The sequence below is a fragment of the Kitasatospora sp. NPDC001132 genome, assembly GCF_053598415.1.
The window spans coordinates 483991-509449 of record NZ_JBSFKF010000003.1; the positions used below are offsets into that span (position 1 = coordinate 483991).

Sequence of the window (25459 nt, forward strand, 5' to 3'; positions counted from 1 at the left end):
CCGCGCCGCTTGCGCTCCAGCCTGATCAGCCGGACCGCACCCGCCACGACGGCGGCCGCCATCGGCAGCACCACCACAAGCTCACCACCGGATCCGCCGGTCGGCGAGGGGGCGATGTCGGCCGGCAGGGTCGTCGTCGCTCTTCGTCCTCCGTCGCGCCCGGTTCGCTCCCAGTTCCAGAACCGGCATCAGCAGCACCGGGAACTCCAGATACGCGCGGTAACTCGCCGACGCCGCGTACACCGACCGGCCCTGGGCGTAATCCACGGCGAACAACAGGGCCGGCAGCGCACCCGCGCCCAGCCCGGGCCCCAGGCCCGCACTCCGCGGAGCTCCGGCACCCGGGCGTCGGGCGGAGCCCGCCACGACAGGGCGCGGCCAGGAACGTCCCGTCCGCCCCGCCCTGGGCGCCCCCGGGCCCGGCTCCGCCGGATGGGAGCCGCCCCGGTACCGTGGCCGGTGAGTTGACGTGCGGGGACGGGCAGGGGCCGACTGATGATCGTGGTGGACGCATCCGCGCTGGTACTGGCACTCGCCGACCAGGGCCCGCGCGGGGTCAGGGCCCGCGCGGAACTCGCCTCCGGCGGCGAGTGGGTGGCGCCCGAGCACGTCGTCGTCGAGGTGATGCAGTCACTTCGCGGGCTCTACCTGGCCAAGGAGCTGACCGCAGAGCGGGTCGCCGAACTCGCCGAGGAACTGGCGGCGGTGACGATCCGCAAGGTCGAGGTGGCGCCGCTGCTCGGCCGGATCTGGGAACTCAAGGACAACCTGACCCCGGACGACGCCGCGTACGTCGCGGTCGCCGAGCGGTACGGGGTACCGCTGGTCACCGCCGACCTGCGGCTGATGCGGGCCAGCGGGCCGCGCTGCGAGATCCGGGGGATCCGGCGGGACGCGGACTGAGGACGTCGCCGGTACGGGGAGGGCCGGGGGTGTCCTGGGAGCCCCGGCCGCGTTAGCAGGGCGACCGTCGCCCCGCCCCTGGAAGGCCCCGTCCCGATGACCGCTCCGCTCGCCGCCGCCCTGCTTCCGCTGGCCCTGCTCGCCCCCGCCGCCTCGCCGGCCTCCGTCACCGAGGCCGCCTTCGACCCGGCCACCGCCTTCGTCCCGCCCACCGCGATCAGCTACGCGAGCGACCTGGTGCCGTACGGCTCGCACGCCCGCATCGTCACCGACCGCTCGCTGCCCGGGCGGACGGTGCTCACCCTGGCGGTCTCGGGGCTCGCCCCCGACCACGAGTTCCCGGCGCACCTCCACACCGGCGACTGCGGGGTCGACCCGGCCTCCTCCGGCCCGCACTACCAGAACGTGGTCGACCCGGTGCAGCCGTCCACCGACCCGGTGTACGCCAACGAGGGCAACGAGCTGCGGCTGGTGCTGCGGACCGACCGGCAGGGAGTGGGCAGCGCCGCCACCGCGGTGGCCTGGCAGCCGCGGCCGGGCGAGGCGCGTTCGCTGGTGCTGCACGCGGGCACCCCGGCCGGCCGGCACGCGGCGGGTGACCGGGTGGCCTGCGTCAGGCTGGACGGCTGAGGCCGGCACCGGCACCGGCGCCGGCGGCGCGGGGAGCCGCCCGTGGCCCGGGGAGCCGTTCGGGCCCAGGAGCCGTTCGGACCCAGGAGCCGTTCGGACGGGAAGGGTCCTCGCCCCTCGGCCAGGAGCCGGGAGTCAGGAGCCGAGGGTGGCGACCAGCACCGCCTTGATGGTGTGCATCCGGTTCTCGGCCTGGTCGAACACGATGGAGTGCGCCGACTCGAACAGTTCGTCGGTGCACTCCAGCTCGCTCATGCCGGTCGCCTCGTGCATCTGCCGCCCGACCACCGTGCCGAGGTCGTGGAAGGCGGGCAGGCAGTGCAGGAACTTCACGTCCGGGTTGCCGGTGGCCCGGACGGTGTCCATGGAGACCTGGTACGGCTTGAGCAGCTCGATCCGCTCGGCCCAGACCTCCTTGGGCTCGCCCATCGAGACCCAGACGTCGGTGTAGAGGAAGTCGGCGCCGGCCACGCCCTCGGCCACGTCCTCGGTGAGGGTGATCCGGGCCCCGGTCGTCTCGGCCAGGTCCCGCGCCGACTTCTGCACCTCCTCGGTCGGCCAGAGCGCGCGCGGGGCGACGATCCGGATGTCCATGCCGAGCATGGCGCCGGTGACCAGCAGCGAGTTGCCCATGTTGGAGCGGGCGTCGCCGAGGTAGGCGAGGGCGACCTCGGGGAGCGGCTTGGGCGTGTGCTCGGTGACGGTGAGCACGTCGGCCAGCATCTGGGTGGGGTGCCACTCGTCGGTCAGGCCGTTCCAGACCGGGACGCCGGCGTACTCGGCCAGTTCCTCGACGATCTCCTGGCCGTGGCCGCGGTACTCGATGCCGTCGAACATCCGGCCGAGCACCCGGGCGGTGTCCCTGATGGACTCCTTGTGGCCGATCTGGGAGCCCGTGGGGTCCAGGTAGGTGGTGGTGGCGCCCTGGTCGTGGGCGGCGACCTCGAAGGCGCAGCGGGTGCGGGTCGAGGTCTTCTCGAAGATCAGCGCGATGTTCCTGCCGCGCAGTCTGGGCTGCTCGGTGCCGGCGTACTTCGCCGCCTTGAGCGTGGCGGCGAGGTCCACCAGGAAGCGGAACTCCTGGGGCGTGAAGTCGAGCTCCTTGAGGAAGTGCCTGTTCCGGAGGTTGAAGGCCATGCCGGGCTCCTGGGGTGACGGGACTGGAGGAAGCGGCAAGTCTATACGATACTCGGAATTTCTATACAGGGCAGGGCCGGGACGGTCCCGCAGGAGGGGGTTCCGGAGGAGCCCACGGAGAGCCCACGGAGAGCCCGCGGGGAGCCCGCGAAGGGCTCCCCGCCTTCCGGCACCGCGCTCACAGTCGCGGATCGACCGGCTCCGACTCCAGCGCGAGCACCGCGAAGACCGGCTCGTGCACCCGCCACAGCGGCTCCCCCGCCGCCAGCCGGTCCAGCGCCTCCAGCCCCAGCGCGTACTCGCGCAGCGCCAGCGAGCGCTTGTGGCCCAGCGCGCGCAGGCGCAGCCGGTCGAGGTGCTCGGTGTAGTCCGGGCCGTAGATGATCCGCAGGTACTCCCGGCCGCGCACCTTCACCCCAGGCTGCACCAGGCCGCCCGGCCGGCCCTCGCCGCGCACCGTGCGCACCAGCGAGGCCAGCGGCTTGACCACCATGCCCTCGCCGCCCGCCGCGGTCAGCTCCTCCCACCACGCGGTGGCGGCGGCCATCGAGGCCTCGTCCTCGGTGTCCACCAGGATCCGGCGGGTACGGTGCAGCACCGGCTCCTGGTCCTGCGGGTGCTCCGGGTGCTGGGGGTCCTGCTGCGGGTGCTGCGGGTGCTGAGGGTGTTCCGTGCCGTCGGCGGCGCCGGTCCCGTCGGCGGCCACCAGGCGGTCGATCCAGGCCAGGTGCTCGTCGTGCGGGCGCACCGCCAGGTTCGCCCCCTCGGCCGCGAGCAGCTGGAACGGTGCGAGCCTGATGCCCGACAGGCCCTCCGTCGGCCAGCAGTAACGCCGGTACGCCTCGGTGAACGCCTGCGCGTCGGCCGCGCGCTGCCGCTGGCGGGCGGTCAGGTGGGCCAGGTCCAGGCCGCGCCCGGCCGCCCGCTCCAGCGCGGACAGCACCTCCGGCAGGACGGCGCCCGCCGCCGCGCCGACCGCCGCGTACTGGCGGCGCAGCAGTTCCACCGCCTTCAGCGACCAGGGCATCAGCTCGGCGTCCAGCAGCAGCCAGTCGGTGGCCAGCTCCTCGAACAGCCCGGCGCGCCCGGCGGCCTCCCGGACCCGGCCGAGCACGGCGCCGGTCAGCTCCTCGTCGGCGAGGAAGGCGCGGCCGGTCCGGGTCCAGATCGCACCGGGGCCGGCCACGCCGAAGCGGCGCTCCAGCGCGGCCTCGTCCCGGGCGACCAGCAGCACCGCGCGCGAGCCCATGTGCTTCTCCTCGCAGACCAGGTGCTGCACGCCGTCGGCCCGGTAGCCGAGGAAGGCCTCCTCCGGGTGCTCCAGGTAGCCGTCCCGGCGGGAGGTGGCGCTCGGTGCCATGGTCGGCGGCAGGTAGGCGAGCAGCCGCGGGTCCAGCGCGAAGCGGCTCATCACCTCCAGCGCCGCGGCCGCGTTCTCCTCCCGGACGGCCACCCGCCCGTGCAGCCCGGTCTCGACGATCCGGCGCCCGGCCACGTCGGCGAGGTCCAGCGGACGGCCCTCGCGGGCGCCCGGCGCGTCGGTGACCAGCGGACGCACCGGGGCGTACCACTCGCGCTCCGCCTCGACGCTCACCAGCTCGCGCTCCGGGTAGCGCAGCGCGGTCAGGCTGCCGCCGAAGACGCAGCCGGTGTCCAGGCAGACGGTGTTGTTGACGAAGCTCGCGACCGGCACCGGGGTGTGGCCGTAGACCACCAGCGCCCGGCCCCGGTACTCCTCCGCCCACGGGTAGCGCACCGGCAGGCCGTACTCGTCGGTCTCGCCGGTGGTGTCCCCGTACAGCGCGTGCGAGCGGACCCGGCCGGAGTTGCGGCCGTGGTACCTCTCCGGCAGGCCGGCGTGGCAGACCACCAGGGCGCCGCCGTCCAGCAGGTAGTGGCTGACCAGGCCGCGCATGAACGCGCGGACCTCGGCCCGGAACTCCTCGCTCTCCCCCGCCAGCTGGTCCAGCGACTCCTGGAGGCCGTAGGCGACGTTGACCTTCTTGCCGTCCATCGCCCGGCCCAGCTTGTTCTCGTGGTTGCCCGGCACGCAGAGCGCGTGGCCGGCCGCCACCATGCCCATCACCAGGCGCAGCACGCCCGGGGTGTCGGGGCCGCGGTCGACCAGGTCGCCGACGAAGACGGCGGTGCGGCCCGCGGGGTGCGCGGCGTCCACCGGGCGGCCCTCGGCGTCCCGGGTGAGCGTGTAGCCGAGCCGGGTCAGCAGGGTCTCCAGCTCGGAGCGGCAGCCGTGGATGTCGCCGACGAGGTCGAACGGGCCGGTGAGGTGACGCAGGTCGTTGTAGCGCTTCTCCAGCACGATCTCGGCGGTCGCGACCTCGGCCTCGCCGCGCAGGACGTGCACCTTGCGGAAGCCCTCGCGCTCCAGGCCGCGGAGGGAGCGGTGCAGTTCCCGGTGCTGGCGGGGGATCACATGGGCCGGCAGCTGACGGTCCGGACGCGAGCGGTTGCGCTCGGCGCACACCCCCGGTGGGACGTCCAGGACGATCGCGATCGGCAGCACGTCGTGCTCGCGGGCGATCGCGACCAGCTGCCGGCGGGCCTCGGGCTGCACGTTGGTGGCGTCCACGACGGTCAGCCGACCGGCCGCCAGGCGCTTGCCGACGATGTAGTGCAGGACGTCGAAGGCCTCGGCGGAGGCGGACTGGTCGTTCTCGTCGTCGGCGACCAGGCCCCGGCAGAAGTCGGAGGAGACCACCTGGGTGGGCAGGAAGTGGCGGCGGGCGAAGGTGGACTTGCCCGCGCCGCTGGTGCCGATCAGGACGACGAGGGAGACGTCGGTGACGGGGAGGCGGCGGGGGGTGGCGCTCTTCGCACCGTCCTGGTCCCGGCTCTCGCCGGGGGTGTCGGTCGTGTCGGTCGCGTCATCGGTCATCGGGGCTCGCCTCCTTCGGGCGTCGTGGTCGGGATGGTCGTGGCGGTCGGGGTGGGCGTGGTGGGTGCCGTGGTCGTAGCGGTCGGAGTGGACGTGGTGGGCGTGGTGGACGTGGTGAACAGGGCCAGCTGGGTCGGGGCGCCGACCTCCTCGTCCTGTGGACCGACCGGGCGCAGCTCCACGGTGTAGCCGTACGCGGCGGCGACCTTCCCGGTCCAGGCGCGGAACTCGGCCCGGGACCACTCGAAGCGGTGGTCGGCGTGCCGGACGGCGCCCGCCGGCAGGCTGTCCCAGCGGACGTTGTACTCGGCGTTCGGCGTGGTGACCACGACCGTCCTCGGCCGGGCGGCGCCGAACACCGCGTACTCCAGCGCGGGCAGCCGCGGCAGGTCCAGGTGCTCGATCACCTCGCACAGCACCGCCGCGTCGAAGCCCTTGAGCCGGACGTCGGTGTAGGTGAGCGCTCCCTGCACCAGCGACACCCGGGCCGCCTGACGCTCCGACAACCGCTCCAGGCCCAGCTTACGACTCGCCACCCGCAGCGCCCTGGTGGAGACGTCCACGCCGAGGATCCCGGTGAACCGGGCGTCCTTGAGCAGCTCGCCGATCAACTCGCCCTGGCCGCAACCGAGATCGGCGACGCGGGCGGCGCCGCTCTCGCGCAGCGCGGTGAGGATCGCGGCGCGGCGCTGCTCGGCGAGCGAGGGCTGCCTGGGTTCCGGCTGTTCCCGCACCTCCTCCTCGGGCCGGTCGTCGACCGCGTTGTCGATCTCCTCGACCTCGCGGTCGTCGGCCTCCGCCAGCCGGGCCAGCTCCAGTCGCTCCATCGCGGCCCTGGTCAGCGACCAGCGCCGGGCCAGGTAGCGGCGGGTGATCAGGGCGCGCTCCGGGTGGGCCGCCAACCAGCCCTGGCCGGCCGCGAGCAGCTTGTCCACCTCGTCCGGGGCGACCCAGTAGTGCTTGGCGCCGTCCAGCACCGGCAGCAGGACGTACAGCTGCTGGAGCGCGTCGGCGAGCCGGACCGCGTCGGAGGAGAGCGCGATCCGCACGTGGCGGGACTCGCCCCACTCGGGGAAGGACTCGTCCAGCGCGATCGCCGTCGTCTCGACCCGCCAGCCCAGCGGCTCGAACAGCCGGGCCACCAGGGCCGCGCCGCCGCCCTCGCCCGCGCCGTTCACGGGCACGGCGGGCAGCTCGATCCGCAGCGGGCGCACCCGCTCCGGCAGTTCCGGGCGGGCCGGGCAGACGCCCTTCATGGCGGACCTGAACACCGTCCGCAGCGCCACCGCGAGCAGCGAGGACGCGGCGTACGGGCGGTCGTTGACGTACTGGGAGAGCGCGAAGTCGGGCGAGCCGCCGCGCCCCCTGCCGTCGCCCCGACCCTTGCGGACCAGTGTGATCGGGTCGATGTCCAGCAGCAGTGCCGCCGTGCAGAGCTCGTCCCCCGCCTCGGGGTAGAAGACGTGGGCCTCGCCGTGCGACGTGGTGAATTGCTGGACCTTGCCGGGGTGCTTGTGCAGCAGGAACCCGAGGTCCGTGGCCGGGGCCTCGGCGCTGCCGGTGGTGGAGATCGACATGAACACCCGCTGAAGTATTGCCCAGCACCGGAGCGCCGAGCACCGGGTTTTCCCGCCCCGCGGGCCGCCGACCAGCACGTCCGCCGGGCGCGTCCGCCCGGCGGGCGTGTTCGGCACCGGGGCCCCGCATTGGTTAACGTGCACGGTGTGACTGCTGAATCCACCTCGCACGAATCCACCTCCGCGGCGACCGGCGCCGTGGCCGCCGGCCTGGCCACCATCGCCGCCGACGGCACCGTCCTCGACACCTGGTTCCCCGCTCCCGCGCTGGCCGCCGAGCCCGGCCCGGCCGGCACCGTCCGGCTGACCGCCGAGCAGGCCGAGGCCGAGCTCGGTGCCGGCGCGGCCGAGGCGCTGCGCGCCGACGCGCGCCGCGGCGTCGAGGTGGTCGCCGTGCGCACCACCATCGCCTCGCTGGACGAGAAGCCGCTCGACACGCACGACGTGTACCTGCGCCTGCACCTGCTCAGCCACCGGCTGGTCAAGCCGCACGGCCAGAACCTGGACGGCATCTTCGGCCTGCTGGCCAACGTCGCCTGGACCAGCATCGGCCCCGTCCCGGTGGACAAGGTCGAGCAGGCCCGCCTGGCCGTGCGCGCCCAGGGCGGCCAGCTGGCCGTGTACGGGATCGACAAGTTCCCGCGGATGACCGACTACGTCGCCCCGACCGGTGTGCGCATCGCCCACGCCGACCGCGTCCGGCTCGGTGCGCACCTGGCCGCCGGCACCACCGTGATGCACGAGGGCTTCGTCAACTTCAACGCCGGCACGCTGGGCACCTCCATGGTCGAGGGCCGGATCAGCGCGGGCGTCGTCGTCGGCGACCACAGCGACATCGGCGGCGGCGCCTCGATCATGGGCACCCTTTCCGGTGGCGGCAAGCAGGTCGTCTCGGTCGGCGAGCGCTGCCTGCTCGGCGCCAACGCGGGCATCGGCATCTCGCTCGGCAGCGACTGCGTGGTCGAGGCCGGCCTGTACGTGACCGCCGGCACCCGGGTCACCACTCCGGACGGCACGGTGGCCAAGGCCGTCGAACTGTCCGGCCAGGACAACCTGCTGTTCCGCCGCAACTCGCAGAGCGGCGCGGTCGAGGTCATCGCCCGCTCCGGCTCCTGGGGCGGTCTGAACGCCGACCTGCACGCCCACAACTGACCTACGGGCAGGGGCTGTCGGGGTCCGGCGCCGGGTGGCGCCGGACCCCGCGCGCTTCCGGACCCCGCGCGCTTCCCGGGAACCGCTCGTTCCCCGGGTTCGTCCGCGACCGGGGCGGCTCGTGGTCCGGGCGCGGCCGCGACCGGGACCGGTCGTGGTCCGGGCGCGGCTCGGGCACCGCTGCGCGTGGACCTGCCCGCGCGGGCGTCAGGGCTTGCGGTGGCGCCCCGGCGCCTTCCTCGGCCGCCGGGCCTGACGCCCGGGCCGCGGCGCTCCCGCGCCCTCGATCCCGTACAGGATCCGTTGGGCGGTGGCGTAGTCCTCGGCCACCGTCTCCGGCAGCCACTGGTAGCCGTCCCAGCGCACGATCAGCCTCGGTTCACCCGGCGTCACATGGGCACCCCGCTGTCGTCCGCCCGTGAGCCGTACGGCCCGCAACTGCCCGACCGGCCGTAGCCGTTGCGCCCGCCTGGCCGCCCACGACGCCAGCGGTTCCTCCTCGTCCATCGCCCCAGTCTGGCCTCCCGCCGCCGTCGCCCGACACCCGCGTCACCCGACCGGGCGAGGCGCGTTCCAGCCCCTTCGCTCCCTTCTTTTCCCACCCCGCTCCCTCCGCCGCTCGCCGCCGCCCGACGCCGTCTTCTCACGTGCTCCTGAGGACCACCAGCCGTTGCGTCGTCCTGGTCATCGCGACGTAGCGGTCGACGGCTCCCTCGACGCCCCCGCCGAACGCCTCCGGGTCGACCAGGACGACCAGGTCGAACTCGAGCCCCTTGGACAGCTCCGGGGTCAGCGACCGGACCCGCGGCCGCGCCTCGAAGCCGGGGGCGCCGATCACACAGGCGATCCCCTCGGCGCGCTCGGCGAGCCAGCCGTCCAGGACGGCGTCCAGCTCCGCCGCCGACCCGTGCGCGACGGGGATGCCGCTGCTGCGGACGGAGGTCGGCACGTTGGCGTCGGGCAGCGCGGCCCGGATCGCGGGCTCGGCTTCGGCCATGACCTCTTCCGGCGTCCGGTAGTTGATGCTCAGCGAGGTCACCGTGCTCCGGTCGAGCCCGATCCGCTCCAGCCGCTCCTGCCAGGACTCCGTGAAACCGTGCCTGGCCTGTGCCCGGTCCCCGACGATGGTGAAGCTCCGGGACGGGCAGCGCAGCAGCAGCATCTGCCACTCCGCGTCGGTCAGCTCCTGGGCCTCGTCCACCACGATGTGCGCGAACGGCCCGGCGAGCGGTTCCGGGTCGGCGACGGGCAGGGCCGTCTCGTCGACCAGGGTGTCCTGGAGGTCGCGCCCGCGCAGCATCGTCACCGCGCCCTCGCCGTCGTCGTCGGCCTGCAGGAGGTCGCCGATGACGTCGGCCATCCGTTCGCGCTCGGCGGCGGCCGCGGCCTCCCGCCGGCGCCGGCGCAGGTCCGCCTCCGGATCGCCGAGCCGCTGCCGGGCCGCGTCCAGCAGCGGCAGGTCGGAGACCGTCCAGGCCTGGGGCGCGTCCTTGCGCTGGAGCCGGCGGACCTCTTCGGGCGCCAGCCAGGGCGCGCACATCCGCAGGTAGGCGGGCACCGACCAGAGGTCGCCGACCAGGTCGGCCGCGTCGAGCAGCGGCCAGGCCCGGTTGAGCGTCTCGACCAGCTCGCGGTCCTGCCGCAGGGATCGGCGGAACAGCTCCGGCGAGACGTCCTCGTCCTCGTCCAGCTTGTCCATCAGGATCGTGGCCAGCTCCTCCCAGATCTGCTCGCGGGCCTCGTTGTGCGGGGTGCCCGGGTCCGGCGCGTCGAAGGCGTCGGACCAGTCCTCGGCGCTCAGCCAGAGGTCGGCCCAGTGGGTGGTGACCTCCATGCCCTCGGCCGGCGGCTCCTCGTAGAACCGGACGGCCTTCTCGATCGCCTTCACCATGTCGACCGAGGACTTCAGGCGGGCCACCCCGGCGTCCCGCTCGGCCCCGGCCTTCGCCCCCTCGGCGACGAGGTCCCGCACGGTGCAGGTGCGCACCCCCTCCTCACCGAGGCTGGGCAGGACGTCGGCGACGTAGGCCAGGTAGGGCTGGTGCGGGCCGACGAACAGCACGCCGCCGCGCCGGTGGCCGAGCCTGGGGTCGGAGTAGAGCAGGTACGCGGAGCGGTGCAGCGCGACGACCGTCTTCCCGGTGCCGGGGCCGCCGTCCACCACCAGGGCGCCCCGGGACCCGGCCCGGATGACGGCGTCCTGGTCCGCCTGGATGGTGGCCAGCACGTCCCGCATCCGGGCCGACCGGTTGCCGCCCAGGCTGGCGATGAACGCGGACTGGTCGTCCAGCGCGGCGTGCCCCTCCAGGGCCTCGGCGGTGAACACCTCGTCCCAGTAGTCGCCGATCCGGCCGCCCGTCCAGCGGTACCGGCGCCGGCTCGCCAGACCCATCGGGTCGGCGTGGGTGGCCGCGAAGAACGGCTCGGCGGCGGGCGAGCGCCAGTCGACCAGCAGTCGGCGCCCCTCACTGTCGGTGAGGCCGAGCCGCCCGATGTACACCGGCTCCGGGTCGTCCGCGAGGACGACCCGTCCCAGGCACAGGTCCAGCCCGAAGCGGCGCAGGGCACGCAGCCGACCGGTCAGCTTGTGCACCTCGACGTCCCGGTCCATCGCCTCCCGCCCGAGACCGCCCGGCGCGCGGCGGAGCGCGTCGAGGCGGTCGGACAGCTCGGCGATCGACTTCTCCAGGCTCTCCGCGACGGCCGCGAAGTGCCGCTCGTCCTCGCCGATCAGCTCGGGATCGGCCTTGGCGGCGAGGCGGGCGGGAAGGTCGAACGCGCTGGTGGTCCGGCTGTTCATGGCATCAGCTCCGATCTGAGGCCTGCGATTGTGCGCCCCCACGGGGGCCTTGCCGCAAGACCCCCCATGCGCTATACGTTGAGAGTGGCAAGGGGTGGGTTCTCCCCCGAGCCGTCTCCACCCCACCTCCGCTCCCCTCTCCGGACGTGTCCGCCGACGCCCCGCTCCACGTCGCCGACCACCACCCGGCTCCGCGTCACCGGCCGCCGTCTCGCTCCGTGCCCCGAGCCGCTCCGCGCCTAGCCGAGGCAGCGCCGCGACGGCAACCCCGCCTCACCCGGGAGGCTTACCGCGCGCCGGAGTTGGACCGCATCGGGTGGTGTCCGGGTGACGACATCCGGAGCGGTTCGTTGGGTGCAACGGCGGGGTGGGTGCCCCGGTGGCGGGCAACTGCCGCCTCCCGCCGTGCGGCCGAGCCACCGTCGGCCGCTCCACGCCGCACCACCGATCCGAAGAGGTCCCGTGATGTCCGAACCATCTGCCACGCCGCAGTTCCCGAGCAGCCCGACGGGCTCGGCCGACGGCACCTCGGCCGGACCCGCCACCCCCAAGAGCCTGCTGGAGCAGATGCAGGAACTGCTCGCCTCCGTCACCGCGGACCTCGACGAACTCCAGGGCTCCGTCCCCGGGAGCGGCGATTCCACCGCCTATCCGACCGGCACGGACACCTCCGAGGCCTCGGACGCCCCGGGCTCCCGGTAGCCCGCCGACCGTTCCTCCTCGGCCGGCCCGCCCGCCCCGGGCGGGCCACCGTCGCCCGGCGGGCCACTGCCGGAGGGCGAGCCGCGGCCACTCGCCACGCCGCCGCCCGGCGGACCGGCCTCGCCCGGCGGGCCGAGCCGGACCACCAGTAACGGCGCCCCACCACCGACCCGCTCCCGTTCCGCCCCGCCGAGCACCGCGGGCCGCGCGTCTCCGCCCCGGACCGCCGCCTCGCGCAGCCGCGCGGTGAGGTCCTTGCACTCCGACACCGCGTCCACGCCGTCGATGCACGTCCAGTACAGGCTCTCGGTGTCCGCCCCGCAGGCCAGCACCACCAGCGTCTCGCCGACCTCCTGGAGCAGCCCGTCGAGCGCTCCGAGAGCGGGCTGCAAGTCCCCGAGGTCGGTGAGCCGCGCGGCCCGGCCGCCGCTCACCAGGGCGGCGCGGACCACGGAGCGGTCCAGGCAGACCGCCGCGTGCGCCCCGGCCTCGGACAGCTGCTGCCCCAGCCCGGTGAGCTCCTCGTCCTCCGACTCCGCCAGCCTGGCGCCCACCGCCTCGGTGAGCAGCGCGGCCTGCCGCGCCTCGGCCAGGACGTCCGGTACGTGCCTGGCCTCGGACAGGGCGTGCCGGGCCGTCTTGATCAGTCGCAGCGCCTCCATGGCCACCGCTCCCCTCGCTCGTTGTCGCCGTCGCCCCGGCCGCCGGGAGGGCGGTCCGTGTGGTGACGGCTGGTCACGGCGAAAGCGTGCGAGGAAGAGCGCGAGCGCGCATCCACGTTGTCAGAAGCTGTGGACAAGTCGGGGGTTGTGGATAACTCCCGTCCCTCACAAGGGTTGGTCGTCCACCTCCGAGTTGACGCCGGCCACATTTTCACCTGGTTCGGCCGCGTCCACCGGCACCGGGAAGCGGAGCTCGTTCCGCTCGATCTTGGCCGCCAGGGCCGCCAGCGGATCCACCCCGACCGCTGTGCAGAACTGCAGCAGGTAGGCCAACACGTCCGCGACCTCGTCGTGCACCCGGTGCGCGCGCTCCGGGTCGGACATCACCGACGCCGCCTGCTCGGGCGTCAGCCACTGGAAGATCTCCAGCAGCTCCCCCGCCTCCACGCTCAGCGCCGCCGCCAGGTTCTTCGGGGTGTGGAAGGGCTCCCACCGCCGGGCCGCCGCGAATTCCACCAACCGCTGCCGCAGGGCCGCCACGGTGGGCTCCGCCGGCCCCGTCACTCGTTCGCTCACCCCTCCAGGTCTACCGCATCGCGGCCCACCGCCCCAGCGCCCGCCGTGGACGCCCCACCGCCCACCGGGGATCCGGCCGCCCCCGTCTGCTCCGCCGGCCACTCACCCGACGGCTCGTCCGACCGGTCCTCGTCCGCTGCCGCACCCCCTGCCGGCACTCCGTCGAACGGGTCCGCCGTCTCCCCGGCCGCCTCCCCGTGTCCACCCTGGACCGGCACCCGCGCCGTCTCCGGCCGCAGCACCGTGAACCCGGAGTCCGGATCCCGGCGGCACTCGACCAGCACCATCCCGTTGGGCGCGCCGCCCAGCACCTCCCGCGCCGCCGCCGGCTCCTGCAGGGCCGCGACCACCCGCAGCTGGCTGCGGTCCGCCATGTCCCGCGCCAGCCGCAGCAGCGTCGCGGTCTGCTCGCCGGAGAGCCCCGCTCCCAGGTCCTCGGCCAGCACGGTGAGCTGCCGGTGCGCCCAGGGCACCTCGGCGGCCACGTCGAGGTCGAGCACCCCGGCCCCGGTCAGCAGTACCGAGGCGAAGGCGAGGTGGCGCAGCATGCCGTCAGAGGCCTGGTCCGCGCCGGTGCGCCCGAGGACGCCCTCGTCGAAGACGGCGAGGACCCGCCGCACGCCCGCGCTCTCGCGCTCGGCGAGGGTGAGCCCGAGCAGCGGGTGCGGTGCGGCGGACTGCACGGCGCGCAGCAGTTGCCCGTACCGGCGCGGGCACTCGTTGCTCAGCCGGGCGACGACGGCGGAGATGTTGGCGGCGTTGCTGCGCAGCCGGGCCTGCGGGTCGGCCCGCGCCCAGCCGCGCATCAGCGCGGGGACGGGGTGCAGCGGGAAGACCTCGCGCAGGGCGGTGAGCAGGTCCTCGGTGGCGGCGAGGACGAGGCACTCCCCAGCCGACGAGCCCGCGACGCGCAGCGGCAGCTGGGCGGTGATCATCGTGCCGCTGGGGAACGGCGCGCGGATGTCGCCCTGGCGGGTGTCGTTGTGCCAGCACACGTTGACCCGCCGGTTGCGGACGTCCTGTTCGCCGGTGTCCATCAGGGTCCGGCCGTCGAGGGTGAGCGACTCCCGGGCGATCCGGACCGGGCCGTCGGTGCGGACGACCACGTCGAGCCGGATCAGGCCGTGCGGCGAGCGGACGGTGCAGCCGAGGATGATCGCGTCCCGTCCGTGCGGGACGCACCCGTCCAGGCCGCCCCGGACGGGTGCGGCGAGCGGGCCGGTGCGTTCGGGCAGCCCGTCCAGCGAGTCGGCGATCTCCTCGCCGAGGGCGAGCCGGGACAGCACGGCCAGCGCGTCGAGCGCGTTGGACTTGCCGACCCCGGCGGGCCCGTGCAGCACCGTGAGGGGGGCGAGCGGCAGCACCGCGCGCCGGTAGGACTTGAACGAGGTGAGCCGGAGCTCCTCGACGGTGGGGCGCGGCACGGGCGGCCGGTCGGGCCCCGGGGCGCCCGGTCGGAGCTGGGACGGCCTTGCGGGCCTGGTGGCGTCGCGGTTCACCCGTCGGACGTTAGCCGCAGGCCGAGCGGCAGAAACGTGCCTGCGCGGCAGATTCATCCCAACGTGGCGCTCGACGGCGGTGCGCGGCCGGCACCGCACGCAGGGGCGGTACGCGTCGGTGCTCAGCGCCGGCACGCGGCCCGCGTCGATGCTCAGCGCCGGTACGCGGCCACCGTCACCGAGGCCGTCACCTCGACCGGCTCCGGCAGCTCCGCGAGCGCGGCGCCCAGCCGCTCCGGGTCGGTGTGCCAGGCGCTCGGCCCCATGCCGACGACGGTGCGCACGTCCTGCGGGCCCAGCCGCAGGGTGAACTCGACCTCCTGCCGCCCCGCGGGCTCCAGGTGCGGCCCGAGCTTCTCGTCGATCCGCCGCTGCTTCTCCTCGTCCACCGACAGCAGCCCCAGCGCGTCGACGAGTTCGCGCAGGTGGCGGGCGGTCGGCGAGACCAGCAGCAGGGTGCCGCCGGGGCGCAGCACCCGGCGGATCTCGGGCCCGTTGCGCGGGGCGAAGACGTTGAGCATCAGCTCGGCCGAGGCGTCCCGCAGCGGCAGCGGGCGCCAGGCGTCGCACACCACGGCGCCGATCCGGGGGTGCGCCTTGGCGGCGCGGCGCAGCGCGAACTTGGAGATGTCGAGGGCCGCGCCGACGGTGCCGGGCAGGGCGTCCAGGACGTGTGCCAGGTAGTGGCCGGTGCCGGCGCCGAGGTCGGCGACCAGGCCGTCGGACTCGCCGGTGACCACGGCGGAGGCGGTCTGCGCCAGCGCCTCGGCGATCGGCCGGTAGTGCCCGGCGGCGAGGAAGTCCGCGCGGGCCGCGACCATCTCGGCGGTGTCTCCGGTGCCGGTGTGGGCGTCGCCGGCGAGGAGGCTGACGTAGCCCTGCTTGGCGAGGTCGAAGCTGTGCCCGGCCGGGCAGCGCAGGCTGCGGTCGTGCCGGGTGAGGGCCTGCGCGCAGTGCGGGCAGGCCAGGTAGCGCTCGATGTCCTGGAGCAAGGTTCCGTCTTCTCTCGCCGTACGCCCCGGCCGGTCGGGGCGCCAGCCAGCCTAACGACCTCGGCGGGTCGGCGCCCCGGGCCACCGCCCCGCCCCCGGCGAAGGGCCCCACCGCGCACCCCGGCCCCCGCCCCGTGCCCTACCGCACACCCCTCCCGAGCCCGAGCCCGGCGAGCGCCCGCCCCCGTTCCTCCCCCACCCGCAGCGCGAGCGCCACGAGCGCCTCCGGCGCGCCGGGCCGGCCGCGGACCCCGGGGAAGGCGTTGACGTCCACGATGACCGGCTCCGTCGGCCCGTCGAGCAGGTCCACCCCGTACACGTCGAGTCCGAACACCTCGCCCACGCGCAGCGCGAGCGCGGCCCGCGCGGCGGACGGCTCCCACTCCTCCGCCCGCCCCGACTTCCCTGTGCCGGTGGCGAGTTCGGACTGCCGCCGGGCCGCGAACACCTGCCCGTCGACCACCCACAGCTTCTGGTCCCAGCCCGTCCCCGGAACGAACGACTGGGTGACGACCGGCTCGTCGGGCCAGCGCCCGGCGAGTTCGCGCAGCCGGGCCGGCCCGTCCACCCGGGCGACCAGGTCGTGCCGCCTGCTGTGCCGGCTCTTGACCACGAACGGGTAGGCCGGATCGGCGAGTTCGCCCAGCCGCCCGACCGCCTCGGTCGCTGCGAAGGGCAACCCGGCGGCGCGGGCGAGGTCGGCCATCCGCACCCGGTCCTGGCACAGCCCGGTGGCCGCCGCCGAGTTGACCACCGGCGCGCCCCGCCGCTCCAACTCCCCCGCCAACGCCAGCGCCTGCGGCGTACGGGCCTTGAGCAGGTAGACGTCCGCCGGCCCGGCCACGGACCCGGCGGGCGGGACGACCTCGACCTCGTGCCCCTGCCGTACCAGCAGCTCGGCCGCGGCCGCCAGCACCGGGTGCCCCGGGTCGCCGGTGATCAGCCCGACCCTCATCGCAACTCCCCCTCGCCGAAGCCGAGTTGCCCGTACGGGTCGCCGCCGGCGGGCACCAGTTCGGCGGGCCCGCCGGGCACCGACACGGCCGTCCCGCTGCGCGCGAGCCGCAGCACCGCCCGGGCGACCCTGGCCACCGCGTCCGGTACCTGCCGGAAGCTCGGGAAGTCGTTGACGTCCACCACCACCGGCCCGTCCGGCCCCAGCAGCACGTCCACCCCGTACAGGTCCAGCCCGAACACCTCGCCGACCTGCGCCACGATCCGCGCGACGCTCCCCGGCAGCGGCACCCGCCGCTCCCGCACGCCCTGCCCGGGGTGCAGCGGGGAGGAACGTTCCGTCGCGAAGAGCTCGCCGTCGACGCAGTACACCTTGAGGTCGGTCCCGGAGTTGGGCACGTACGGCTGCGCGATCAGCAGCCCCTCCCCCGCCAGCTCGGGCCCGACCTCCAGCAGCCGGTCGGGGCTGCGCACCAGTCGGACGGCGCGCCCGGAGCTGCCGTCGGCGGGCTTGACCACCAGCGGGTACTCGGTGGCCGGGATCTCCGCCAGCCGCTCCCAGCGCGCGGCCGCGTACGTCACCGGGACGGGCAGGCCACGGGTACGGCCGATGACCGCGGCGAGCGCCTTGTCCCTGACCCCGCGGATCGAACGCACGTCGTTCACCGTGGTGAGGCCGACGGCGGCGGCCGACTCCAGCAGGGTCAGCCCGGGTCCGCCGGAGACGGTCTTGAGCACCCAGGCGTCGTGGCTGCCGGCCCGGACCTCCTCGGAGATCGCCAGCAGCGAGTCCCCGGGGCGCAGCACGTCCACCCGGTGCCCCCACGCCGTGAGTTGGCGCGCCACGTCGAGCGGCATGCCGTCGTGCCGGTAGTGTTCCTCCACCAGAAAGCAGAGCCTCATCGGCCTGTCTTCCCCCTTGCCTCGCCTAGTGCAGACGTCCGCCGTCCCCCTCGGCAGAGCTGTAAAGGCTTCAGCATGCACGTCGTGTCCGCACAAGATCGCTGCGAGCGGGTAAGCGTTCGGCAACAATCGGCCCGGAACGACGACAGCGGACCCCGGGTCGACGGCGCGGACCCCGGGTCGAGGGGGTGACCCCGCGCCCCCGACAGGAGCGGACCGCGCGACCTCGACAAATCGGTGGCACCGCACCGCCGCCCCTGCTTGGATGCACGCCGTGACCTCTGACGATCATGCTCCCGACCGCCCCCTGCTCGACGAGATCGAGCGCTACTACGACGCCGTTCCGCGCGGCGCCGCCCGCACCGAGGACTTCGGACCGCTGACCCTGTTCGTCCGCGAGGATGCCGGCTGGCCGTACTACGCCCGCCCGACCCTCGACCACACCGGCCCGGCCGCCACCGCCGAGGACGTCCGCCGGGTGCTGGAGCGGCAGCGGGAGCTGGGCGTGCCGGAGGCCTTCGAGTGGGTGGCCGAGCAGACCCCCGGGCTGCGCGCGGCGGTCGAGGCGGCGGGCCTGACGGTGCACGAGCACCCGCTGCTGGTGCTGGGCCCGCAGGACGAAGCGGCCCCGGTGCCCGAGCTGCCGGAGCGGGTGGAGGTCCGAGTGCTGGCGCCGGACGCGCCGGAGCTGGCGGCCGCCATCGCCGTCCCGCACCTGGCCTTCGACGATCCGGGCACCGCCGTCGGCCCGGCCGGTGCGGCTGAACTCGCCGAGTCCGCGGCGAAGTTGACGGCCGACGGCACGGCGGAGCGGATCGCCGGGCGGATCGCCGCCGGTGCCACCGTGCTGGCCGTGGCCGTCGAGGACGGTACGGCTCTGTGCGCGGGCCAGCACAACCCCGTGGGCCCGGTCACCGAGGTGGCCGGGGTGGGCACGCTCCCGTCCGCACGCCGGCGCGGGCTGGGCCTGGCGGTCACCGCGGCGCTGGTCGCCCACGCCCGGGCGAACGGGGTGCGGACGGTGTTCCTGTCCGCCGCCGACGAGGACGTCGCCCGGATCTACCGCCGGATCGACTTCCGCCCCTTCGCGACCGCCCTGATAGCGGAGCCCCCCGCCCAGCAGGAACCCACCGACGGGCAGTGACCGGCAGCAACCGGCAGTAGCCGGCCGACCGGCAGACTTCGGCCGACCCCGGTCGGAGCCCGCCGCGTAGCAGCACCCCTGGGAGCCCCCCGGCCAGGAACGGGGGCGGCGCCGGTCAGTCGTCGTCCTCGTCCTCCTCGTCCGCTCCGGCGACCCCCTCCCCCTCCGCCTCGTCGACCACCCAGGCCGCCAGCCGCTCGGCCACGCCCGACACCCCGAGCCGCCCCTCGCGGATGGCCCGGGAGAGGCTGCGCACCTCGCGGGCGGTGGTGGCGACGGTGCAGCCGCTGGCGACCAGGTAGGCGTAGGCGACGGCGGTCGCGAAGAGTTCGTTGGTCTTCTCCAGTGCGGGCACCCGGATCAACTGGTGCATCAGCGCCGCGGCGCGGTCCGGTGGTTCGGGGTAGACCGCGATGTCGAATATCTCGGCCTGGTGGCGGGTGACGGCCGCGAGCAGTGCACCGTAGTCGGTGACCTGTGGGTCACCGGGGGTGTACTGCTCGGCGGTCATGAGCAACCACGAGAGGTCGACCTCCAGCTTCAACGGCGCACGTCCTGGAGGTCGCCCGGCTCCGCGAACTCGGCGAGGAAGGCCGACTCGTACTCCTTCATGAACTGCGCGGCCGCGTCCACGAAGGCCCGCCCGGACTCGCCCATGTCCTGTTGGACCAGGCGCTCGATGTACTGGTTCATGGAGATCCCCTGCTGCTCCGCCCGCTCCCGGGCCATCTCGGCGGTCGTGGCGTCGACCCGCACGTTCAGCTGCTTCTTACCCATGCCGTTCAAGCTAGCGCTCAAGCGCTAGCACAACAAGGGCGCACGCACACCGCCCGCACACCTGCGGCACGCCCCCGCGCAACCTCGCCGTCACCGGAACGCAGGAAACCGGGGGAACACCGGAGCATCGGAGCACCAGGACACCAAAACGCCGGAACGCCGGACGGCCGGGCCCGCGGCTGCTGCCACGGACCCGGCCCGCGCCCGGAGGACGGCGCACGGCGGACGACGGATCAGAACTGGGTGCTGACGGTCACCCCGCTGAAGTCGGTGTTCGCGTAGAGGCTCACGTACCGGTAGCCCGCTGTCGGGTTGGTCACCGTGATGCTCTGGGCGGTGCCCGGGTTGGTGGACGAGGCGGTGTACGCGCTCGGCGAGGCCCAGGTGCTCTCGTTGTAGTACAGGGAGGCGGTGCCGGTGCCACCGGAGGCGGTGATCTTCAGGGTGCTGGTGCCGGCCGGCAGGTAGACGTACAGGTAGTCCAGGTTGCCGGCGGTGGCGGAGAGGTTGGCGCGCGAGCAGTTCTTGCCGAGCGCGTCGGTGCGCGGGTCGGTGCAGGCCGGCGGGGTGGTGGGGCCGCCGCCTCCGCCGGTGGTCACGGTGACGGAGGCGGGGGTGCTGGCGGTCCTGCCGGTATCGTCGGTGACGGTCAGCGCGACGGTGTAGGTGCCGGCGGCCGCGTAGGTGTGGGTCGGGTTCTGCTGGTCGGAGGAGCCGCCGTCGCCGAAGGTCCAGTGCCAGGCGGTGATCCGGCCGGACCCGGTCTGGACCGACTTGTCGGTCAGGGTGACGGTCGGGCCGCTCACGGTCTGGCCGAACAGCGCGGTCGGACCGGCCGCGTAGCAGGCGCCGTCGGCGCAGGCGTCGAGCCAGGCGTCGAAGTCGGCGTCGTAGCCGGTGCCGATGCCGTTGTAGACCGCGTAGCCGCCCTGGTAGTCGCCGGTGCGGAAGTGCCCGAGCATGGCGTCGACGTCCGCCGGGTGCTTCTCGAACATGTACCGGACCGCCAGGTAGCCCCACGGGTAGGTGCGCACGGTGTTCGAGTTGCCGTACGTGCTCTGGAAGAGCGTGCTCAGCTTGTACGTGTGCTTGGCGGCCTCGGCCATCGCCTGGGTGTCGGTGGTGCCGCGGTAGGCGTAGGACTCGTACTCGGCGACGCCCTCGATCCACCAGATGTCCGGGACGGAGATCTCGGTGGAGAAGTTGCCCTTGAGGTCGTAGATGTTGTCCAGGTAGTGCGTGTACTCGTGGTTGAGGTTCCACACGTTGGCGGTGAAGCCGTCGTTCCAGGACTTCTGGTACATCACGCACACCGCCCGGTTGTTCGGGTCGGTCGGGTCCATGACGGTCTGTCCGCCGTTGTCGGTGGAGTTGTTGAAGATCGCCCAGGAGTAGGTCAGGTAGTCGGCCTGGTTGGCGAAGACCGCGAGGGTCAGCTCCTTGTCGTACTGGCCGGGGATCGGGCCGCTGTCCTTGACCAGCTTGTGGAAGAAGGCGTCCTCGCCGCGCAGGCTGGCGCAGACCGCGGACAGGTCGGCGGGCGAGAGCGCCTCGGTCTGGATGGTGCGGTTGTCGCAGACCAGCTGGTTCGGCAGCACCGCGGCGGTCAGCTTGGCCGGCAGGTCGCAGGTGCCGTAGTAGGAGCACTGGCCGGGGTCGAAGCTGTTGGCCTGGTAGGCGGTGTGGACGTACAGCGGGCCGGTGGCGCCGGTGATCTGCGCGCCGTCGAGGACGGCCTTGACCTTGCCCTTGACCGCGGCCTCGACCGTCGGGCCGTCGCCAGCCATCCGGCCGAGGTCGTTGCCCGCGTTGACGTCCAGGTAGGCGTTGGCCGTGCCGAGCAGGTCCTTGTGGTTCAGCGCGAAGTCGCCCAGGGTGGCGCCGATGCTCGGGTCGGCGCCGACCGCGCTGACGAAGTCGGGGTTCCAGTTGCCCCGCCACAGCGGCGCGGAGAGGACCGCGTTGACCGCCTTGAGCATCTTCGGGAAGGCGTTGTACGAGTTGTCGTACGCCGTCAGGACCTGCTTGTAGACGCCCAGGTAGCCGCCCTGGAGGTTGGCGCTGTCGGTGAGCACCAGCACCTCGTTGAGCACGGTGCCGTTGGCGTCGCTGACGTCGGTGCGGTGGGCACTGGCGAAGAAGGCGTCGAGGGCGGCCTTGGAGGCGCCGGTCAGCGCCGCGTCGTACGGGCCCACCGCGCCCGCGTTGTACGACTGGACGTACCAGCCGGCCCGCTGGAAGAGCACCAGCTGCAGGATGCCGGTCGAGTTGTCGCCGGTGTAGCCGCCCGCCGCGGCCTGGAAGGCGTTGGCGACGGTGAGCATCTTCGACTCCTTGAAGATGCTGCCCGCGTCCGCGCCGGTGACGTTGAACAGGGTGTTGACGCAGTCCGGGGTCGAGGCCTCCAGGAAGGAGACCAGGTCGGCCCCACTGCGGCTGCCGAAGTCGGCCGGGGTGCAGCTCTGCCCGGCGGCGGCCGCACCGGCGGCACCGCGGGCGGCGAGGGCCGCCTTGGCCGGGGCGGCGGTCTTCGGATCGGCCGGGCGCGGCGCGGTCTGCACGGCGGTGCCGGCCGGCTGGCCCATCACGACCTGGCCGAGCAGGGCCGGGGGCAGCGGCTTGGCGACGGGGGCGGGTTCCTCGGCCGCACGGGCCTGCTCGGCCGGGTCGACCGTGAGGAAGGCGCCGAGCGGCTTCGGCAGGACGGAGCCCGGGTCGGCCGCGGGGGCCGCCGGCCGGGCAGCCGCGCTGGAAGCGGCGGAGGCGGCGGAAGCGGTGGCCGGCAGCAGCGTGGCGGCGGCGCAGCAGCCGGCGACAAGGCTGGCCAGCAGGGTGGGGAGGGGTATCCGTGGACGCACTGGTGGGTCCTTCTCCTGTGGGGGAGGCGCTGGGAGGACTGCCGAGAGGTGGGGGAACGCGTCATGATCCTGCCAGCGACGGCAGCTTCAGAACAATGTCACAGGTCATATGACATTGCCTGACCCTGCCATAACACCAGGCCCTGACCCGGCCCTGACCCGGCCCCGCTACGGCCGGTACGTCCGCGCCGCCCACGCCTGGAAGCCCGGCGCGGCCGCGATCAGGTCCCGGTACGCCGCGACCGCCGCCCCGAACAGCGCCTCCACGACCTCCCCCTCCACCCCGGCCGGCCGCCAGACCAGCAGCTGCCGGACCCAGATCGGCGTCCCGGCGAGCGGTTTGACCAGCACCTCGGCGAGCGGCCGGGTGGTGGCCCGGACGACGGAGACGCCGAGCCCGGCGGCGACCATCTCCTGGAGCTCCAGCCGGCCGCCGAGGAACTCGTGGACGCTCGCCGGGGTGAACCCCGCCGCGGCGCAGGCCCCGTGGAACACGCCGTGCCAGCCGGCCCCGTCGTCGGGGGCCAGGAGCCACTCCTCCTCCGCGAGGTCCGCCAGGGCCACCTCGGCGTGGTGCCGCAGCCGGTGGCCGGCCGGCAGCGCGACGAAGACGGGCTCGGTGACGATGCCGCGGTGCGCGACGGACGGCGAGCGGCCCAGTTCCCGGCCCGGGTAGTCCACGGCCACCGCGGCGTCCGCCTCGCCCAGCTCCAGCAACTCGACGGCGTCCGAGGGGCGGTGGACCGACGTCACGGTGAAGCGCTGCCCGGGCCGCTGGTGCCGGGCCCTGGCGACCAGCCCGGGCAGGATCGGCTCGTTGGCCGCCGCCAGCCGCAACTCGCGCGGGGCCGGCCCGGTCTGGGCCTCCGGTCGGCGCCCCAGACTGTCGGCGCGGGCGAGCAGCTCCCGGGCGGCGGCCAGCACCTCAACCCCGAATCCGGTCGGCGCGACCCCGGCGGCAGTGCGTTCGAACAGCGAGGCGCCCAGGTGGCGCTCGATCCGGCGCAGCTGGGTGCTGGTCGCCGGCTGCGAGGCGCCGAGCAGGGCGGCGGCCCGGCCGACGCTCCCGGTGTCGGCGATGGCGCACAGCACCCGCAGGTGCCGAAGCTCCAACTCCATGACGCTCCCCCTCACGCACCGGCCCGCCCCGGCCGGCGGCGTGGGGTGGCTGCCACCAGGGCGGTGCAACAGCACACATCACATGTCAATGGCTCACCTTCACCCCGGAGAATTGCCTCGTCAAGCCCCCTCCCGGGGTCCGACCGCCGCACCTGCGCCATCTTTTACCAGCGCATTGCCGGCACCTGACCTTCCGCCCCGGCCGGGGCCCGTCCGCCGTGCCCCACCGGGAGGTGCGGGACTTGAAGACTCCCGCACCGTCCGGGACGCTGAAATCCCCCCTGCGTTCCCCCGAGCGGGCGCCGAACGGTGCGGAGGCCGACCGATGACAGACATGTTCGACCAGGAGCTGCGTGAGCAGCTCGCACAGGCCCGCCGCGACCTCGCCGCGGCCCGGGCAGAAGGGGACGCCGACGGCGTCCAGGCGTACGAGGGCCGGGTCGCCTCGCTCCTGCGGCTCGCCGCCCAGCACGGCATCGACCTCCCGCACAGCGCCGACGAGGAGGAGCACAACGAGTAGCCCCCGAACGAGACCGCGCCCCGAGCGAGGCCGCGCCGAACGAAGCCGCTCCCCGAACACACCGGAGGCGGTCACCCAGAACGGGTGACCGCCTCCTGCCGTGCGTGCCCGGGGGCCCGGGATCACTCCCCGGCCGGCTCCAGGATCGCCACGCACTCGAAGTGGTGCGTCATCGGGAACAGGTCGAAGGCCCGCAGCGAGACCGGCCGGTAGCCGCCCTCGCGGAAGAACTTCAGGTCCCGGGCGAGCGCCGCCGGGTCGCAGGCCACGTACGCGATCCGGCGCGCCTCCAGGCCGACGAGGTGGGCGACGGTCTCACGGCCGGCGCCGGAGCGCGGCGGGTCCAGCACGATCAGGTCGGTGGCGGTGATGCCGGTGCGCGGCAGCAGCGTCTCGACCCGGTCGCACTCGATCCGCACGTTGTCCAGCGCGGCCAGGTTGTGCCGGGCGTCGACCACGGCCTGCTTGGCGGACTCGATGCCGAGCACCGCGCCGTCCTCGCCGACCCGGTCGGCCAGCGCGCCCGCGAACAGGCCGACGCCGCAGTACAGGTCGAGCGCGTTCTCGCCCCACTGCGGGTCCAGACCGTCCAGAACGGCGTCGACCAGGGTGTCCGGCGCCTCCGGGTGGATCTGCCAGAAGCCGCCGTTGCTGACCCGCCAGGTCCGCCCGGCCGCCCGCTCGCGGACGAAGGAGCGCCCGTGCACCTTGTGCAGGTCGCCCTGCGCGTCCACCCGGGCGATCGACACCGGCTTGTCCAGCTCGACCAGCGGCAGCTGGGCGCCGTCCCGCGGGGTCAGCACCACCTGACGGTCGGAGGAGCCGCTCGCCGCGATCGCCTCGACGCCCGCCACGCCCGGCCAGTCCCGGGACTCGATGCCCAGCTCGGTGACGCCCTCGGCCGCGATCAGGCAGCGGTCGATCACCTGCACGTCGTGCGAGCGGTGCTTGCGCAGACCGACCTTGCCGGTCTCCGCGTCCACCGCGTACTGCACCCGGGTGCGCCAGGCCGGCACCTGCCCGGCCGGCAGCTTGCCGCCGACCGGCTCGACGCTGCCGTCCCAGCCCGCCTCGGCCGGGGTGAGCCCGGCCAGCTTGGCCAACTGCTCGGTCAGCACCGCCGCCTTGAGCTTGCGCTGCCCGCCCGGGGTGACGTGCTGCCAGTCGCAGCCGCCGCACTTGCCGGGACCGGCGAACGGGCAGGGCGCCTCGATCCGGTCCTTGGCCGGCTCCAGCACCTCCACCGCGTCGGCCCGCAGGAAGCGCGAGGTGGTCGTCCCGTCGGTCACCAGCGCGACGACCTTCTCACCGGGCAGCGCGTGCCGCACGAACAGCACCCGCCCCTCGTGCCGGGCCACGCAGTGCCCGCCGCCGTGCGCGACCGGGCCGACCTCGACCTCGTAGCGCTGCCCGGCCAGCGGCTCCCCGGAGGGCGCCTCGGGCCGCGACGGCCGCGCGGCGGCGGTGCGCAGCGCCTTGGGCGGCCGCACCGCCTGCTTGCGCGGCGCCTTCCGGCCGGCCCCGGCGGCGCCCCTCGGCGCGCCCTGGCCGGCGTCCTTGCCCGCGCCCTTCGGCGCACCCTTCGACGCACTCTTCGGCGCGCCCTTGCCGGAGCCCTTGCCCGCGGCGCCCTTGCCCGCGCCCCTCTCGGCGGCCGG

General features: G+C 74.4%; 22 protein-coding genes. 6 read left to right on the top strand and 16 right to left on the bottom strand.

The genetic code is table 11. The annotated features are described in order from the left end of the window. Positions 1–495: 495 nt before the first annotated feature. Positions 496–903 carry a type II toxin-antitoxin system VapC family toxin gene (locus tag ACWDBE_RS06765; RefSeq protein WP_449807402.1) on the top strand — a complete coding sequence of 136 codons (408 nt, stop codon included), beginning with the start codon at positions 496–498 and terminating at the stop codon, positions 901–903. 96 nt (positions 904–999) lie between these two features. After that, the gene (locus ACWDBE_RS06770; RefSeq protein ID WP_449807403.1) at positions 1000–1533 is read left to right on the top strand and encodes a superoxide dismutase family protein; all 534 of its coding nucleotides are present in this window, start codon (positions 1000–1002) and stop codon (positions 1531–1533) included. Between the two features lie 135 nt (positions 1534–1668). Here the strand turns inward: ACWDBE_RS06770 and argF are convergent, their stop codons facing one another. From argF to ACWDBE_RS06785, 3 genes are all read right to left on the bottom strand, one after another. Next, entirely contained in the window at positions 1669–2670 is a 1002-nt protein-coding gene (gene argF, locus ACWDBE_RS06775) for an ornithine carbamoyltransferase (RefSeq protein WP_449807404.1), read from the bottom strand. A gap of 178 nt (positions 2671–2848) precedes the next feature. Next, on the bottom strand, positions 2849–5566 hold the full coding sequence (locus ACWDBE_RS06780) for a polynucleotide kinase-phosphatase (RefSeq protein WP_449807405.1): 2718 nt from the start codon (positions 5564–5566) through the stop codon (positions 2849–2851). After that, positions 5563–7149 (bottom strand): 3' terminal RNA ribose 2'-O-methyltransferase Hen1, encoded by a 1587-nt coding sequence (locus ACWDBE_RS06785; RefSeq protein WP_449807406.1) that lies wholly within the window; start codon positions 7147–7149, stop codon positions 5563–5565. The genes ACWDBE_RS06780 and ACWDBE_RS06785 overlap by 4 nt, the downstream gene beginning before the upstream one ends. A 141-nt stretch (positions 7150–7290) precedes the next feature. On the opposite strand from ACWDBE_RS06785, the gene dapD reads away from it, so the two are divergent. Next, complete coding sequence (gene dapD / locus ACWDBE_RS06790) at positions 7291–8295, top strand: 2,3,4,5-tetrahydropyridine-2,6-dicarboxylate N-succinyltransferase (protein WP_449792681.1); 1005 nt, start codon at positions 7291–7293, stop codon at positions 8293–8295. 207 nt (positions 8296–8502) lie between these two features. Here dapD and ACWDBE_RS06795 read toward each other — a convergent pair whose 3' ends face one another. Further along, entirely contained in the window at positions 8503–8802 is a 300-nt protein-coding gene (locus tag ACWDBE_RS06795; RefSeq protein ID WP_392884343.1) for a DUF6087 family protein, read from the bottom strand. 136 nt (positions 8803–8938) lie between these two features. Next, positions 8939–11095 (bottom strand): RNA polymerase recycling motor ATPase HelR, encoded by a 2157-nt coding sequence (gene helR / locus ACWDBE_RS06800; protein ID WP_449807407.1) that lies wholly within the window; start codon positions 11093–11095, stop codon positions 8939–8941. Positions 11096–11560: 465 nt separating this feature from the next. Between helR and ACWDBE_RS06805 the strand changes: the two genes are divergently transcribed. Then, a complete protein-coding gene (locus tag ACWDBE_RS06805) occupies positions 11561–11797 on the top strand; it encodes a hypothetical protein (protein WP_449807408.1) in 237 nt (78 codons plus the stop codon). Here ACWDBE_RS06805 and ACWDBE_RS06810 read toward each other — a convergent pair. From ACWDBE_RS06810 to ACWDBE_RS06835, 6 genes are all read right to left on the bottom strand, one after another. Then, positions 11743–12459 carry a DUF6099 family protein gene (locus tag ACWDBE_RS06810; protein WP_449807409.1) on the bottom strand — a complete coding sequence of 239 codons (717 nt, stop codon included), beginning with the start codon at positions 12457–12459 and terminating at the stop codon, positions 11743–11745. The two genes, ACWDBE_RS06805 and ACWDBE_RS06810, sit on opposite strands and share 55 nt — an antisense overlap. 165 nt (positions 12460–12624) lie before the next feature. Then, positions 12625–12999 (bottom strand): nucleotide pyrophosphohydrolase, encoded by a 375-nt coding sequence (locus tag ACWDBE_RS06815; RefSeq protein WP_449792700.1) that lies wholly within the window; start codon positions 12997–12999, stop codon positions 12625–12627. Positions 13000–13031: 32 nt separating this feature from the next. Further along, positions 13032–14534, bottom strand: a complete 1503-nt coding sequence (locus ACWDBE_RS06820) for an AAA family ATPase (protein ID WP_449807411.1) — start codon at positions 14532–14534, stop codon at positions 13032–13034. Positions 14535–14686: 152 nt separating this feature from the next. Beyond that, positions 14687–15526 (bottom strand): putative RNA methyltransferase, encoded by an 840-nt coding sequence (locus ACWDBE_RS06825; protein WP_449792675.1) that lies wholly within the window; start codon positions 15524–15526, stop codon positions 14687–14689. A 139-nt stretch (positions 15527–15665) separates the two neighbouring features. Further along, the gene (locus tag ACWDBE_RS06830) at positions 15666–16481 is read right to left on the bottom strand and encodes an ATP-grasp domain-containing protein (RefSeq protein WP_449792674.1); all 816 of its coding nucleotides are present in this window, start codon (positions 16479–16481) and stop codon (positions 15666–15668) included. Continuing rightward, positions 16478–17383, bottom strand: coding sequence for an ATP-grasp domain-containing protein (locus ACWDBE_RS06835; protein ID WP_449792673.1), 906 nt, complete (start codon positions 17381–17383; stop codon positions 16478–16480). Before ACWDBE_RS06835 ends, ACWDBE_RS06830 begins: the two co-directional genes overlap by 4 nt. A gap of 274 nt (positions 17384–17657) precedes the next feature. On the opposite strand from ACWDBE_RS06835, the gene ACWDBE_RS06840 reads away from it, so the two are divergent. Next, entirely contained in the window at positions 17658–18527 is an 870-nt protein-coding gene (locus tag ACWDBE_RS06840; RefSeq protein ID WP_449807412.1) for a GNAT family N-acetyltransferase, read from the top strand. Between the two features lie 115 nt (positions 18528–18642). Here the strand turns inward: ACWDBE_RS06840 and ACWDBE_RS06845 are convergent, their stop codons facing one another. The 4 genes from ACWDBE_RS06845 to ACWDBE_RS06860 all read right to left on the bottom strand — a co-directional run bounded on the left by ACWDBE_RS06845 (position 18643) and on the right by ACWDBE_RS06860 (position 23281). After that, positions 18643–19038, bottom strand: coding sequence for a fic family toxin-antitoxin system, toxin component (locus ACWDBE_RS06845; protein ID WP_449792699.1), 396 nt, complete (start codon positions 19036–19038; stop codon positions 18643–18645). Between the two features lie 29 nt (positions 19039–19067). Beyond that, a complete protein-coding gene (locus tag ACWDBE_RS06850) occupies positions 19068–19304 on the bottom strand; it encodes a toxin-antitoxin system HicB family antitoxin (protein WP_355260484.1) in 237 nt (78 codons plus the stop codon). 233 nt (positions 19305–19537) lie between these two features. Continuing rightward, the gene (locus ACWDBE_RS06855; protein ID WP_449807413.1) at positions 19538–22162 is read right to left on the bottom strand and encodes a collagenase; all 2625 of its coding nucleotides are present in this window, start codon (positions 22160–22162) and stop codon (positions 19538–19540) included. Positions 22163–22330: 168 nt separating this feature from the next. Continuing rightward, the gene (locus tag ACWDBE_RS06860; RefSeq protein WP_449792670.1) at positions 22331–23281 is read right to left on the bottom strand and encodes a LysR family transcriptional regulator; all 951 of its coding nucleotides are present in this window, start codon (positions 23279–23281) and stop codon (positions 22331–22333) included. Between the two features lie 325 nt (positions 23282–23606). On the opposite strand from ACWDBE_RS06860, the gene ACWDBE_RS06865 reads away from it, so the two are divergent. Next, a complete protein-coding gene (locus tag ACWDBE_RS06865; protein WP_402417116.1) occupies positions 23607–23801 on the top strand; it encodes a hypothetical protein in 195 nt (64 codons plus the stop codon). A 122-nt stretch (positions 23802–23923) separates the two neighbouring features. Here ACWDBE_RS06865 and ACWDBE_RS06870 read toward each other — a convergent pair whose 3' ends face one another. Continuing rightward, positions 23924–25273, bottom strand: coding sequence for a class I SAM-dependent RNA methyltransferase (locus tag ACWDBE_RS06870; RefSeq protein ID WP_449792698.1), 1350 nt, complete (start codon positions 25271–25273; stop codon positions 23924–23926). Positions 25274–25459: the final 186 nt, after the last annotated feature.

Coding starts and splice junctions, on each gene's coding strand:
- ACWDBE_RS06765 (WP_449807402.1), top strand. CDS start 496: ATGATCGTGGTGGACGCATCCGCGCTGGTACTGGCACTCGCCGACCAG.
- ACWDBE_RS06770 (WP_449807403.1), top strand. CDS start 1,000: ATGACCGCTCCGCTCGCCGCCGCCCTGCTTCCGCTGGCCCTGCTCGCC.
- argF (WP_449807404.1), bottom strand. CDS start 2,670: ATGGCCTTCAACCTCCGGAACAGGCACTTCCTCAAGGAGCTCGACTTC.
- ACWDBE_RS06780 (WP_449807405.1), bottom strand. CDS start 5,566: ATGACCGATGACGCGACCGACACGACCGACACCCCCGGCGAGAGCCGG.
- ACWDBE_RS06795 (WP_392884343.1), bottom strand. CDS start 8,802: ATGGACGAGGAGGAACCGCTGGCGTCGTGGGCGGCCAGGCGGGCGCAA.
- helR (WP_449807407.1), bottom strand. CDS start 11,095: ATGAACAGCCGGACCACCAGCGCGTTCGACCTTCCCGCCCGCCTCGCC.
- ACWDBE_RS06805 (WP_449807408.1), top strand. CDS start 11,561: ATGTCCGAACCATCTGCCACGCCGCAGTTCCCGAGCAGCCCGACGGGC.
- ACWDBE_RS06810 (WP_449807409.1), bottom strand. CDS start 12,459: ATGGAGGCGCTGCGACTGATCAAGACGGCCCGGCACGCCCTGTCCGAG.
- ACWDBE_RS06830 (WP_449792674.1), bottom strand. CDS start 16,481: ATGAGGGTCGGGCTGATCACCGGCGACCCGGGGCACCCGGTGCTGGCG.
- ACWDBE_RS06835 (WP_449792673.1), bottom strand. CDS start 17,383: ATGAGGCTCTGCTTTCTGGTGGAGGAACACTACCGGCACGACGGCATG.
- ACWDBE_RS06845 (WP_449792699.1), bottom strand. CDS start 19,038: ATGACCGCCGAGCAGTACACCCCCGGTGACCCACAGGTCACCGACTAC.
- ACWDBE_RS06850 (WP_355260484.1), bottom strand. CDS start 19,304: ATGGGTAAGAAGCAGCTGAACGTGCGGGTCGACGCCACGACCGCCGAG.
- ACWDBE_RS06860 (WP_449792670.1), bottom strand. CDS start 23,281: ATGGAGTTGGAGCTTCGGCACCTGCGGGTGCTGTGCGCCATCGCCGAC.
- ACWDBE_RS06865 (WP_402417116.1), top strand. CDS start 23,607: ATGACAGACATGTTCGACCAGGAGCTGCGTGAGCAGCTCGCACAGGCC.